The following is a 13,558-nucleotide window of genomic DNA, read 5'->3' as shown; positions in this document are numbered from 1 at the left end:
GCGCAATGACACTTCGGCGAGCTTCTTCATCCTGCCGCCTCCGGATCCGCACCGATCGCGGCCTCGGTTTCGGCCTTCTCGCGACGGACCCGCAGGCCGCGCTCGCGGTAGTACGCATCCGAGCGGCGATCCAGCAGGTCGTACACGACCGGGATCACGATCAACGTCAGCAGCGTCGACACCAGCAGGCCGCCGATCACCGTGATCGCCATCGGCGAGCGCACTTCCGCGCCTTCGCCGAAGGCCAGTGCCAGCGGCAGGAAGCCGAACAGGGTGCAGGTGGTGGTCATGACGATCGGGCGCAGGCGCGAACGGGCGCCTTCGATCAGCGCTTCGCGCTTGGCCACGCCGTCCTCGCGCAACTGGTTGACCTTGTCGATCAGGATGATCGCGTTCTTCACCACCAGGCCGACCAGCAGGATCAGGCCGATGAACACCACCACCGACACCGGCGAGCGCGTCAGCAGCAGCGCCAGCACCGCACCGACCAGGGCCAGCGGGATGGTGAAGAGGATGACGAACGGGTGCAGCAGCGATTCGAACTGCGACGCCATCACCAGGTAGACCAGGAACACCGCCAGGCCGAAGGCGAACAGCAGCGACGTCACCGATTCGGCCAGTTCCTCGCCCTGCCCGCCGATGTGCATGCGCACTTCGGCGCCCAGCGGCTGCTCCTCGACCATCTTCTGGACTTCCTGCACCGCGCCGCCCAGATCGATGTCACGCAGGTTGGCCGAGACGATCGCCACGCGCACCTGGTCGGCGCGATGGATCTCGCTGGGGCCGGTGGTGGCGACGACGTCGGCCACCGAATCCAGCGTGACCGGACGGGTGCTGCCCGGATTGACGATCAGGCGACGGATGCTCTCCACCGAGGCGCGATCGGATTCCTGCGCGCGCACCAGCACGTCGATCTTGCGGTCGCGGAAGCTGTAGCGCGTGGCGACATCGCCGCGCACCTTCTTCACCACCACGTCGGCGATCTGCCGCGTGGTCAGGCCCAGCGAAGCCGCGCGATCCTGGTCGAAACGGATCTGGATCTCGGGGAAGCCCTGCTCCACGGTCGACTTCACGTCGGCGTAGTGTGCGTTCTTGCGCAGCATCGCGGCCATCTGCTGGCCCGCGCGCTCGATCGTCGCCAGGTCGTTGCCGCTCAGCTCGATTTCCAGCGGCGTGGAGAAGCTGAAGAGTTCCGGACGGGCGAAGTTGACCTGCGCGTTGGTGTGGCCGGCCATGGTTTCGCGCAGGCGTTCGGTCTCGGCGGCTTCGATCTCCTTGCTGCCGCCGTTGGCCATCACCACCGTGAGCTTGCCGATGTTCTCGCCGCTCTCGGTCGGGTTCGCATCCAGTCGCGTGCCGCTGCCGCTGACGCCGTAGAGCACGGACACGCCGTCGTCCTTGGCGTGCTGGCGCTGCAGCTCGCGCACCAGTTCGTCGGTGTCGCGCAGCGGCGTGCCGGGCGGCAGCTTCACGGTCATCTCGAAGCGATCCTGCGCCAGCTGCGGGATCAGGTCGGCGCCAAGCATCGGCACCACGGCAAGCGTGAGCGCGAAGGCCACCGCCGCCGAGCCCAGCACCAGCCAGGGCTTGCCCATCGCGGCCGGAAGCAGCTTCAGATAGCCGCTTTCGGCGCGGTGGTACGGCGCCATCGCGAGATCGCTGGCCTTGCGCATGATCGGGCCGACCACGGCACTGATGCCGCGCCAGATCCGCACGACCACCCAGGCGATGCCGAAGAAGCCACCGCGCGAGGCCGCACCGATGCCGTGCTCGACTGCGGCGACGGGCTTGAGCACGCGCGAACCGGGCTGCCACTTCGGATGCGGCGCTTCTTCCGGGAACGACATCGGCGCACGGCCCTTGAGCGCGCTGAGCATCGGGATCAGCGTCATCGCTACGACCAGCGAGATCGCGATCGCCAGCGCCACGGTGAGCGCCTGGTCGCGGAACAACTGGCCGGCGATGCCTTCGACGAACACCAGCGGCAGGAACACCGCGATGGTGGTCAGGGTCGAGGCGACGACCGCCATGCTCACTTCACGCGTGCCTTCGATGGCGGCGTCTAGGATGCCCAGGCCGCGTTCGCGCGCCTTGGCGATGGATTCGAGCACCACGATCGAGTCGTCGACCACGAGGCCCGTGGCCAGCGCGAGGCCGCCCAGCGACATCACGTTGAGGCTCAGGCCGAGCTGGCCCATGAAGAAGAACGTCGCGATGATCGACACCGGCAGCGACAGGCCGATCACGAACGTGCTCCAGCCATCGCGCAAGAACAGGAAGATGATCAGGATCGCGAGCATGCCGCCGATCACCGCATCGAGCTTCACGTCGCTGATGGCGTGGCGGATGAACTGCGACTGGTCGTCGATGGTGGTCAGTTCGACGTCGGGCGGAATCTGCTCCTTCAGTTCCTTCAACCGCGCCTGGATGGCGTCGGCGGTGGCAACGGTATTGGCGTCGCCTTCCTTGTAGATCGCCAGCTCGACCGCCTCGCGGCCGCCGAGGCGGATGATCGCTTCGCGTTCCTTGTGGCCCTGGCGGACATCGGCGATGTCCTTCAGGCGGGTCGGCATGCCGCCGGCGACCACGCTGGAGCCGCCGGAACTCGCACTCTGCACCGACTGCGCCGCAGCCATCGCCGCCGCATTGCCGGTCGACGCCGCCACGCGGGCCATCTCGGCCGCTGCATTCGCCGCGGCGCCGCCGCCGGCCGACTGCGTGGTGACGAGCATCTCGCGGATCTCGTCCACGGTCGCGAACTGGTTGACGGTACGCACCAGGTAACGCTGCGAGCCTTCTTCCAGGCGACCGCCGGAGATGTTGATGTTCTCCTGCTGCAGGCGCTGGATGACGGTTTCGATCGGCAGGTTGAGCAGCGCCAGCTTCTGCTGGTCGATGTCGACCTGGATCTCGTCCTCCAGACCGCCGCCGACCTTGACCGCAGCCACGCCATCGACGGGTTCGAGCTTCTTCTTCAGGTCTTCCTCGGCGTAGCGACGCAGGCCGCCCAGCGCGCGCACGGAATCACCGTCGGTCTTGGAGGTCAGCGCAAGGCGCAGGATCGGCTCGGTCGAAGGATTGAAGCGCAGCAGCACCGGCTTCTTCGCTTCGAGCGGGAGTTGCACGACTTCCATCTTGTCGCGCACTTCGAGGCTGGCCTGGTCCATGTCGGTGCCCCAGGCGAACTCGAGCACGACATCGCTCTGCCCGGTGCGCGAAACCGACTTGAGCTTGCGCAGGCCCTTGACCACGCCTACGGCTTCTTCCACCGGCTCGGTAATGAGCGTTTCGATTTCAGTCGGCGCGGCACCGGTGTACTCGGTGCGCACGGTGAGGGTCGGATAGCTGAGATCCGGCAGCAGGTTGACCTTGAGGCTGGACAACGCGATCAGGCCGAACAGCACGAAGGTGATAGTCACCATCGCCACCGTGACGCGGCGGCGCGTGGCGAACTCGATCAACCCCGATGACGCTTGCGAGGTATGGCTCACGAGGGGCGCCTCCGGTCAGCGCTGTGCGGTCGCGGTAGCGGGCGTGCCGGATTGCGCCTTGGCGCCCGGCTGTCCGATCACCTGCACGTCGGTGCCGTCGCGCAGCGCGGCCTTGCCGGCGACCACGACCTGGTCGCCCTGCTTGACGCCGCTGCGGACTTCGGCCCATTCGCCGTCCATGTAGCCCAGCTTGACCGGCACGCGCGCGCTCTTCTTGTTGCGCACGACGAACACGGCCGGATCGGCTTCGTCCTCGAGCAGCGCGGTGCGCGGGACGACGAGCGCATCGGCGCGCTGGTCGTAATCGATCTTGATGCGACCGAACATGCCCGGACGCAGCGCCTCGCCATCGGCAAAGGCGCAGACCACGCGGAAGGTGCCGCTGCCCGAGTCCACCACCGGGGCGACGCGATCCACCTTGCCGGTGAAGGTCTTGCCCGGCAGCGCGTCGACCGCGAGCTGCACCGGCAAGCCGGACGTCAGCGTCGCCAGTTCACGCTCGGGCACGTTGAGGACCGCTTCCAGGCGCGACACGTCGACGATGCGCATGATCGGCGTGTTGATCTGCACGAAGTTGCCCGCCTTGATCGAGCGCGAGGCGATCACGCCGGAGATCGGCGCGGTGACGTTGGCGTACTGCAGCTCGAGGTTCGCGGCCTTGTTGGCGGCGCGGGCGTTCTCGAGGTCGTAACGCAGCAGGTCGATGTCGTTGGCGCTCATCAGCTTCTGGTCGCCCAGTTGCTTGGAACGCGTGTAGTTGGCTTCGAGCTTGCGCATCTGCGCGGCGCTCTGCGCCGCAACCAGCGCGGTGCGCGCCGAGTCCAGGCGGACCAGGGTCTGGCCGGCGTGGACGTACTGGCCTTCCTCGACCAGCACCTGCAGGGCGACGCCGGAGACCTTGGCGATCACCTGGGCTTCGGCGCGGGCTTCCAGCGGGGCGGTGCCGGTGTAGCTGGCGGCCACCGCGCGGCGCGAGGCCTGGGCGACTTCGACCGGGATGGCCTCCGGGCCCTTCTTCTTCGGGTCCTTGCCATCGGCGGCGGCCTCACCGCCACCGCCGCCCTTGCAGGCGGTCATGGCCAGCACCCCGGTCACGAGCAGGCCGGTAAGTACGACGGGCACCTTGGAAAGTACGGGGCGGAATAGGGTCTGGCGCATGGGGTCGGTCCCTGGGGGCAACGGTTGAAAGGGGCTTTTTGAAGGCATTCCCGGCTGCTTTCTGGCTGTATGCCGGTGTTGTATGTAGGTATATCACCTGCCCAAGGGACAGCCATCCGCCGAAGGTCATGGTGACTGCCGCCACGGAGTCCGCGGGGCCGTTGGTCGGACCGCGCGAAGGCCTCCGCTCGTCGCTGGCGGTACCCCACGTTGATGCGCGATGGCGGTGCCGGGTTGCATCGATTCGGACTCGGATTCGACGCGGCGTTTCGTCGAATCGACGCGCGCGGCTATACTTGCCGACTTGTGCGCCCCCGGGGACATCGGAACGGCGGCACGACGATTCCCACCACCCACAGCCTTTCGAGAGTGCGGATTACATGATGCGACCGCTGATGATCGCCGCCTGCCTCGCCCTGACCACGGCCGTCGCCTTCGCCGACGAACCGAAGCAGGAGCCGGCCACCACCACCGCGGCGACGACCGCACCTGCCGCTGCCGCTCCGGCCGCCGCCCCGGCCATCAAGGGCGATGCGGCCGCGGGCAAGGGGCTCGCCTATACCTGCCAGGGCTGCCACGGCATCACCGGCTACAAGAACGCCTACCCGAGCTACCACGTGCCGCGTATCGGCGGGCAGTCGGAGCAGTACCTGCTCAACGCCCTCACCGAATACAAGAAGGGCACGCGCAAGCACCCCACGATGCAGGCCCAGGCGCAGAGCTTCTCTGACCAGGACATCGCCAACATCGCCGCCTACCTGTCGAGCCTGAAGTGAGCAGCCACCCCATGACGAAGAAGATCATCGCCATCGCCCTGCTCGCTTCCATCGCCCTGGCCGGCTGCAGCAAGCCGGCGGAAGAAGAAGCCGGCCACGAAGCCGCTGCCGAAGAAGCGCACGCGCAGTCCTCGTCGGCGGGCCTTCCGGCCGGCAACATCGCCGCCGGCGAAGCGCTGGCCGCCACCAAGAACGCCAAGACCGGCCAGTCCTGCGTGGACTGCCACGGCGCCGAAGGCAACGCACCGATCGACGCGGCCTACCCGAAGCTGGCCGGCCAGTACGGCGATTACGTCGCCCACGCCCTGCAGGCCTACCGCGACGGCAAGCGCGAACACGCGCTGATGTCGAGCCAGGCTGCAGACCTGACCGATCAGCAGGTCGCCGACCTCGGCGCCTACTTCGGTTCGCGCACCGGCAACCTCCGCGACCTGCACGGCGTGCAGTAAGCGCAGCACCGAAGCAATACCAAAAGGCCCGCGATTGCGGGCCTTTTCTTTTTCCGTCCGTTCTGCACGTCGCGTCCGGTTACAGACGCGAGTTGCGGGCCCTACCCGCCGTCCTTGGGCTTCACGCTGCCGTTGTCTTCCTGCAGGTGCGGCTTGAACGGAATGTCCGGCGGCGGCCGCGCTTCCGCGGGCTGGTCGTTGAGGTTCGGATCGGAGATGCCGCAACCGCCGCCCAGCGCGAGGATCGAAACCACGCACTCGATCTTCTTGCTGGTTCCCGGGATCGGGATCGCCATCTTCTTGATGCCCTTGCGGACCCATTCGGCCAGCAGCGTTTCGTTCGGGCGCCAGTACTTGTCGAACGTGGTCGGCTCGTAGTCCGTCGGCTTGCGCTTCAACCAGGTGCCGGAGCGGTCGAGGTCGACGATGCGGTCGTCGAGCGTTCCCGGCGGCTGGCCGGTGTTGATCGGCCGCTCCGTCAGGCGCGGCCCGCCTTCGGCGTTGTACAGGCCGTGGGGCTCGCCGCGTTGCCCGCCCGGCACGTTGCGTGTCGACGCACCCCAGTCGTCGGACTTGGCCGGGGTCGGGAACCCGCCGGGCGCAGTGACCGGCTTCGGGCCCTGCCCGCTGCTCGCGGTGGTGGGCGCGGCGCCGCTGGGTTTCGCCGCGTTGGGCGTGGTGCCGCTGGCGGCCGGCTTCGTGGTGGCCGTCGCTGCGGTGGTGCTTGAAGCCGACACTGTCGCGGCCGGCGCGGCAGCCGACGAAGCCGCAGTCGGTGCCCGCGTCGACGGCGTCGGCACATCGCGTGAGCGCACGGTCGCTTCCGGCGCGCGCACGCTGGGCTGCGCGATGGCCGGCGTGCGCACCTGCGGCAACTGCGGACGTGCGACCGGCGCGGAAATCTCGCGCTGCGCGACTTCGGGAATGCGCGACGCCAGCTGCGGCGCCGCGATCGGACGCTGCGCTACTTCACGCTGGATCGGCTGCACGGGCTCGGGCACTTCCACGGCCTGCAGCGGCGCGGTGGGCGCTTGCATCTGCGGCACACGGATCTGCGGCTGCGCCACCCGCGGCGTCGGCGCGGTGAGCACGAAGTCGCTGGCGTCCGGCGCCGGCGCGCTGACCGCGACATCCTGTTGCGCCGGCGGCGTTGGCGGCACCTGCGGCTCGGGCACGTCGCGTTGTTCGACCTGCGGCAGCGGCGCCGTGATCGTGGGCTGCGCAACCGCGGTCGGCGGCGGTTCGGCCGTCGGCGTTTCGGGTTCCTGTTGCGCGGCGGCCGCCTGCTCGATCGCAAGCGCCGCCTCGGTTTCGTCCAGCGGCTCCTGGGTTTCGCCACCGCCGACTTCTTCCGGCGCGCCACGGCCGATGAATTCGACCTGCACCACGTCTTCGCCGCGACGCTTGCTCGCCTCCTCGATGTACTGCATCTGCGTGTACCAGAACCACAGCAGGAGGATGCCGAAGACGATGTGCCACAGCGCGCTGAAGATGCCGGCGAACCAGCGCACCTTGCGGTCCTCCGGCTCGGCCGGATGCCACTGCTGCCGCCACAGCGTATTGAAGGCCTGCCAGCGCGTGAGTTCACCGACGCGGCGCGGACGCTCCGCCAATGGGCGCTGCAACAGGACGTCGACGATCGCCTGCGCGGTCGCGCCCGTGATCGCGCCGAGGCGCGCGGGCATGGCGGCGAACCACTGTTGCCAGCCCGGCGGGAATTCACCCGGCGGACGACGGAGATGGGGAGCAACGAGCTGCAGCCTTCGCTGCAGGGCAAGGATCAGGTCGGCGGCGGTAAACAAGCGCCGCGGCCCCGCTTACGCCGCGTCTCGCGGGATGTAGGGCGCCGCGCCGGTGTCGTGGTCGGTCGCATCGCGCACCGCGGTCACCCCGGGCACCTTCTCCAGCAGCGTCTTCTCGATGCCCTGCTTCAGCGTCACGTCTGCCATGCCGCAACCGTGGCAGCCGCCGCCGAAGCGCAGCAGCACCACGCCCTCGGCGGTCACTTCCTGCACGGCGACGTTGCCGCGGTGCGCCGCGAGCTGCGGGTTGATCTCGTTCTCGACGATCCAGTGCACGCGTTCGACCAGCGACGCCGAATCGGCGGGTGCCTGCCCCTTGATCTTCGGCGCGCGGATCTGCAGCTGGCCGCCGGTGGTGCGGGTTTCGTAATCGATTTCCGCGCCGTCGAGATAGCTCACGCTGGCGGCATCCAACCAGACGGTGAAGCCCTCGCAGTCCACCGCCCATTCGTCGCCCTGCAGGTCGCCGGGTTCGGCGAACTCGAGGCGTACGTCGGCACGCGCGGTTCCAGGATTGACGGCCGACAGGCGCACGCCGAGGCCGGGCAGCGCTTCGCGCTCGATAAGCTTGCGGAAGTGGCTCTGGGCGGAGTCGGAGATATTGATCATTGCGGCCTTTGGGAATCCCGCGTGGCCAGCATTCGGAACGGCAGCGGCGCGCGGATTCGGGAAATACGGATCGACGGGCTATTCTAACGGGGTCCACGCGGCCTTAAGCCGCCACGTGCCTACCCTACGACACCCGCGGATGCGTTTTCGTTCAGTCGGACGCACCGGTTGTTCCAGCCCCGGAAGGTAACCATGAGCGATCTCGTCCCCCTTGCCCAGGCCCATTGCCTGCCGCGCCGCGGTAGCGAACACAAGCTCAGCACGGCGCGCGTGCGCGAACTGCTGCCCGAAGTGCCCGGCTGGGAGCTGATCGAGGACGGCCACGCCCTCAGCAAGACCTTCGGCTTCGGCAACTACTACGAGACCATGGCCTTCGTGAACGCGTTGGCCTACATGGCCCATCGCGAAGACCACCACCCCGACCTCGGCGTGCACTACAACCGTTGCGTGGTGCGTTTCTCCACGCACGACGTCGGTGGCCTGAGCGAGAACGACTTCATCTGCGCGGCAAAGACCGAAGCGCTGATGCGCTGAGGAGACCCCATGTCCGGCCAGCCTGCATCGCATCGCCGCAACCGCTTGCACCTGCTGCCCGCGCTGGCATGCGCGGCGCTGCTGTCTGCCTGCCAGCAGGGTGCGCAACAGCCGGAGGCGCCCGCCCCGCCGGCACCGACACCGCCGATGGCGCAGGAAACTCCGCCGCCCGACTACCCGCCGGAACTCGCCTGCCGACAGGTCGGCGGCACCGCGCTGCTCAACGTGGCGCTGGCCGCGAACGGCTATGCGGTGAAGGTGGAGATCGTGTCCAGCAGCGGCAACGCGACGCTGGACGAAGCAGCCGTGGCAGCCGTGCGGGAGTGGAAGTTCCGCCCCGCCACGGTTCGCGGCCAGCCGACCACCAGCAAACTGCAGGTGCCGGTGAAGTTCACCCCGCCGAATCCGCCGCCGGACGAGTGCAACCAGTACCTGTAGGCGGCTGCCCGTAACCGGCATCGATCGGCATGAACCGCGCTCGTCACCGAGCACGGCAAGGCGCTACACCGCTGCGCAAGGCACGCCCGGTGCGATCAGCCCAACCGATCCAGCACGTCGATCAGCTCCGGCACCAGCGGTGCATTGAGCAGGTACGGCGCCTTGCCGCCGTCGAGCGCGAATTCCAGCGTCGACGCATGCAGGAACAGCCGCTTCAGCCCGATCTGTTCGCGCAGGCGCTTGTTGATATCGGCTTCGCCGTACTTGTCGTCGCCCGCGATCGGATGGCCGATGTGCTGCGCGTGGACACGGATCTGGTGGGTGCGGCCGGTTTCGATCCGCACTTCGCAGTACGACTGGCCACCGCGGCGTTCCAGCACCCGGAAATGGCTCAGCGAAGGCTTGCCATCCGGGTTCACCTGCACGTGGCGCTCGCCGCCCTGGCGCAGGCCGACGTGCAGCGGCGCGTCCACGGTCATGACGCCGTCGGGCATGCGTCCGGTCAGCAGCGCCAGGTAACGCTTGGTGATGCCCCCGCCTTCGGCCGGATCCTCGCGCATCAGCGCCTGCAGTTCGGTCAGCGCCGAGCGCTTCTTGGCCATGACCAGCAGGCCGGAGGTGTCGCGGTCGAGGCGGTGCACCAGCTCCAGCGACAGGTTCGGGCGCAGCGCGCGCATGGTCTCGATCGCGCCGAAGGAGATGCCGCTGCCGCCATGGCTGGCAACGCCGGAGGGCTTGTTCAGGACCAGCAGGCGGGCGTCCTCGAAGACGATGGCCGCCTCCATGGCCTTGAGGAAGCCGGCCGGCGGCGTTCCCTTGTCGCTGGCTTCACCGAGACGGACGGGCGGGATCCGCACCTCGTCGCCCGCGGCCAGCTTGCGTTCGGCCTTGGCCCGGCCGCCGTTCACCCGCACCTGGCCGGAGCGCACCAGCTTGTAGACCAGGGAGCGCGGAGCGCCCTTGAGCTGGCCCAGCAGGAAGTTGTCGAGGCGCTGGCCGTCGCGGTCGTCGGGCACGCGAACGGTACGGGCGCCGGTCGAGGGCGCGGCAGGGGTGTCTGAACGGGTCATCGGATGTGTGAGTCTGCTACACTGCGGGCGCGAGATAAGGTTTTGATTTCGCTGGAGTTGCCACAACCCCCGGTCATCCGGAGGCATGGCTTTCGAAGAGCGCATCGCGCTCCAGAGAGCAATGGGGCCGAAAGCCCCGCTCCTGCGATCCGGTCCGCGCCTGACCACTGCCCTGGGGGCAGCCATGTTAGCAGCGACGGCCCGGCGGAACCCGATCACGCCCGGCGGGTCAAACCACCGCGAGATGAACAACGCCCCGTGCGACGGGAGCGGGAAGCGGCGCACCGAGGAAACGAGCGACGGCAAGGGCCGGCTCACCTCCGTCCGATCCGGTTCCGGCTTCAAGGTCGCCGGCCTTATGGAACAGAAACAACAAGCGCTCCCGCGGTCTGCCGTGGTGTCGTAGCGCTGGAAATTGAAGCCGACGGCGCGTCACGCGCGGTCAGCCATCTCGGCAGCCGGGTTGTCTCGGCGCCAGTCGGCTTGCGGTATCCAGAGGCGAAACGCCCACGGCGTTCCGCGCGGCCTGCCTTCGGGCGGGGACAAGCGCGTGAGGACGCAACAATGAAGCGAATGCTGATCAACGCGACGCAGGCGGAAGAACTGCGCGTTGCCATCGTCGACGGCCAGACCCTGTACGACATCGACATCGAACAGCCGTCGAAGGAACAGAAGAAGTCGAACATCTACAAGGGCAAGATCACCCGTCTTGAACCCTCCCTCGAAGCGGCCTTCGTCGACTACGGCGCCGAGCGCCACGGCTTCCTGCCGCTGAAGGAAATTTCCCGCGACTACTTCCAGCCCGGCGTCGACCACAACAAGGCCGGCCTGAAGGAGCTGCTGAAGGAAGGCCAGGAAATCGTCGTCCAGGTCGACAAGGAAGAACGCGGCAACAAGGGCGCGGCCCTGACCACGTTCATCTCGCTGGCCGGCCGCTACATGGTGCTGATGCCGAACTCGCCCACCGCCGGCGGCGTCTCGCGCCGCATCGAGGGCGACGACCGCGCCGCCCTCAAGGAGGCGATGGACAAGCTGACCATCCCCGACGACATGGGCGTGATCATCCGCACCGCCGGCGTCGGCCGCGATGCCGAAGAACTGCAGTGGGACCTCGACTACCTGCTGCAGGTCTGGAAGTCGGTGGCCGAAGCGGCGCTGAGCAAGCCGTCGCCGTTCCTGATCTACGCCGAATCGCGCCTGATCATCCGCGCCCTGCGCGACTACATGCGCCCGGACATCGGCGAGATCCTCGTCGACACCCCGGAGATGTATGCCGAGGCGCGCGAGTTCGTCGAACAGGTGATGCCGCACAACCAGCGCAAGCTGAAGCACTACACCGACGACACGCCGCTGTTCAACCGCTTCCAGATCGAATCGCAGATCGAGAACGCCTACGAGCGTGAAGTCCGCCTGCCCTCCGGCGGCGCGCTGGTCATCGACCAGACCGAAGCGCTGACCGCGATCGACGTCAACTCGGCGCGCGCCACCAAGGGCGGCGACATCGAGGAAACCGCGTTCCACACCAACCTGGAAGCGGCCGAAGAAGCCGCCCGCCAGCTGCGCCTGCGCGACCTCGGCGGCCTGGTGGTGATCGACTTCATCGACATGGCGTCGAACAAACACCAGCGCGAGGTCGAAAACCGCCTGCAGAACGCCCTCAAGCAGGACCGCGCCCGCGTCCAGCTCGGCCGCATCTCGCGCTTCGGCCTGATGGAGATGTCGCGCCAGCGCCTGAGGCCCTCATTGGGCGAATCCAGCCAGATCGTCTGCCCGCGCTGCGAAGGCCATGGCCGCATGCGCAGCGTCGAATCGCTGTCGCTGTCGATCCTGCGCCTGGCCGAAGAGCACGCGATGAAGGAGAACACCGGCCAGGTGCTGGTGCAGGCGCCGACCGAGATCGCCAATTACCTGCTCAACGAGAAGCGCCGCGCGCTCACCGAGATCGAGAAGCGCCACGACGCGCCGATCGTGATCGTCGCCGACGAGCAGCTGCACACGCCGCACTACGAAGTCACCCGCATCCGCGAGAACGAACTCGGCGAAGAGTCGAGCAAGCCCAGCTACCACCGCGGCACGCCGCGCAAGCTGCCGACGCACGCGCTGACCAAGGCCCACCTCAACATCCCGGCATTGCCGGCGGTGACCAACGTCAAGCCGGCCTCGCCGGCGCCGCTGCGCGAGCCGCGTGAAGTGCGCGAGACGCCGGTCGCCCCGGTAGCCGCGCCTGCGCCCGTGGCGGCCCCGCAGGCGTCGGTCGGCATCGTCGACCGCATCCTCGGTTTCTTCCGCGGCAGCAAGCCGATCACGGTTGACGCCGCGCCTTCTGAACGCACGCCGCAAGGCCGTGGCCAGGATCGTGGCGACCGCAACCAGCGTCGTGACGGACAGGAGCGCCGCAACGGCAAGCAGGGCCGCGACCGCCGCGAGGAGCGTCGTGACGAGCGCCGTGGCCCGCAGCAACAGCAGCAGCCCAAGCAGCAGCAATCGTCGCTGCAGAAGCAGCAGCCCCAGCAGAAGCAGGAGCAGAAGCTGGAGCAGCAGCAGAAGCCGCAACAGCCGAAGCAGCAGCAACAGCCGCAGAAGCAGAATGCGCCGCGCCAGCAGAACGAGGAGCGTGCGCAACAGCAGCAGCGACCGCCGCGCGATCCGCAGCAGGCCAGGCAGGAGTCGGCCAAGCCGGAAACGAGCGCAGCGCCGTCGCCTGAACTGACCGTCGCCGCACCGGTTGCCGCAAGCGCCGCCGCCATTGCCGCCGACAACCTTGCGGTCGTGCAGGTCGAAGCGACTTCGATCGTGGCTGCCACTGCACCCGTAACCGAAGCGGACGCACCGTCCGCCGCCGGTGCCGAAGGCGAAGGCAGCGGCCGTCGTCGTCGTGGCCGTCGTGGTGGTCGTCGTCGTCGTCGTGGCGGTGCCGCGGGCGAAGCCGGCGCACTGGCCGCGGGCGAAGCCCAGGACGAAGGCGCGTTCGACGACCTGATGGCCGGCGACGATACGGATGCCGACGAGGGCGAAGAGCTCGTCATCGAAATCGATGATGAAGCCGCGCCTGCCCGGGTCCAGCGTTCGCAGCCGGAGTTCGACTTCGACGACATCGCGCCCGCCAAGCCGCTGCCGGCACCGCTCGCCGCCGCGCCGCTGGCGGCCGCCGTTGCCACGGCGATCGACGCGTTGCCGGTGAAGGCGCCGGTTGCCGCGGCCCCTGCCCCCGCGCAGAAGACCCCGGCCGAC

General features: G+C 68.3%; 9 protein-coding genes and 1 pseudogene. 5 read left to right on the top strand and 5 right to left on the bottom strand.

What is annotated here, in order from left to right:
• Positions 1-26 precede the first annotated feature (26 nt).
• Entirely contained in the window at positions 27-3,491 is a 3,465-nt protein-coding gene (locus H8B22_RS14410; RefSeq protein WP_225876222.1) for an efflux RND transporter permease subunit, read from the bottom strand.
• Between the two features lie 15 nt (positions 3,492-3,506).
• Positions 3,507-4,649 carry an efflux RND transporter periplasmic adaptor subunit gene (locus tag H8B22_RS14405; RefSeq protein ID WP_407060815.1) on the bottom strand — a complete coding sequence of 381 codons (1,143 nt, stop codon included), beginning with the start codon at positions 4,647-4,649 and terminating at the stop codon, positions 3,507-3,509.
• Between the two features lie 383 nt (positions 4,650-5,032).
• Between H8B22_RS14405 and H8B22_RS14400 the strand changes: the two genes are divergently transcribed.
• Together H8B22_RS14400 and H8B22_RS14395 are read left to right on the top strand one after the other, a co-directional pair.
• Positions 5,033-5,425 carry a c-type cytochrome gene (locus H8B22_RS14400; protein ID WP_187713679.1) on the top strand — a complete coding sequence of 131 codons (393 nt, stop codon included), beginning with the start codon at positions 5,033-5,035 and terminating at the stop codon, positions 5,423-5,425.
• A gap of 11 nt (positions 5,426-5,436) precedes the next feature.
• A complete protein-coding gene (locus H8B22_RS14395; protein ID WP_187712072.1) occupies positions 5,437-5,874 on the top strand; it encodes a c-type cytochrome in 438 nt (145 codons plus the stop codon).
• A gap of 101 nt (positions 5,875-5,975) precedes the next feature.
• Here the strand turns inward: H8B22_RS14395 and H8B22_RS14390 are convergent, their stop codons facing one another.
• The gene (locus H8B22_RS14390) at positions 5,976-7,559 is read right to left on the bottom strand and encodes a hypothetical protein (RefSeq protein WP_187712071.1); all 1,584 of its coding nucleotides are present in this window, start codon (positions 7,557-7,559) and stop codon (positions 5,976-5,978) included.
• Positions 7,560-7,691: 132 nt separating this feature from the next.
• On the bottom strand, positions 7,692-8,285 hold the full coding sequence (locus tag H8B22_RS14385; protein ID WP_187712070.1) for an NfuA family Fe-S biogenesis protein: 594 nt from the start codon (positions 8,283-8,285) through the stop codon (positions 7,692-7,694).
• 192 nt (positions 8,286-8,477) lie between these two features.
• Between H8B22_RS14385 and H8B22_RS14380 the strand changes: the two genes are divergently transcribed.
• Positions 8,478-8,819, top strand: coding sequence for a 4a-hydroxytetrahydrobiopterin dehydratase (locus H8B22_RS14380; RefSeq protein ID WP_187712069.1), 342 nt, complete (start codon positions 8,478-8,480; stop codon positions 8,817-8,819).
• A gap of 9 nt (positions 8,820-8,828) precedes the next feature.
• Positions 8,829-9,257: an energy transducer TonB gene (locus H8B22_RS14375; protein WP_187712068.1), complete on the top strand. Its 429-nt coding sequence runs from the start codon at positions 8,829-8,831 to the stop codon at positions 9,255-9,257.
• A 95-nt stretch (positions 9,258-9,352) separates the two neighbouring features.
• Here the strand turns inward: H8B22_RS14375 and H8B22_RS14370 are convergent, their stop codons facing one another.
• Complete coding sequence (locus H8B22_RS14370) at positions 9,353-10,327, bottom strand: RluA family pseudouridine synthase (protein ID WP_187712067.1); 975 nt, start codon at positions 10,325-10,327, stop codon at positions 9,353-9,355.
• 573 nt (positions 10,328-10,900) lie between these two features.
• On the opposite strand from H8B22_RS14370, the pseudogene rne reads away from it, so the two are divergent.
• Positions 10,901-13,429 (top strand): annotated as a pseudogene (gene rne / locus H8B22_RS14365) (ribonuclease E); the annotation flags it as partial.
• Between the last annotated feature and the right edge of the window lie 129 nt (positions 13,430-13,558).

This window comes from Lysobacter terrestris, assembly GCF_014489475.1.
GTDB classification, from domain to species: domain Bacteria; phylum Pseudomonadota; class Gammaproteobacteria; order Xanthomonadales; family Xanthomonadaceae; genus Agrilutibacter; species Agrilutibacter terrestris.
Note: the sequence above shows the minus strand (reverse complement) of the source record. Positions and strands in the feature narration are given on the sequence as shown.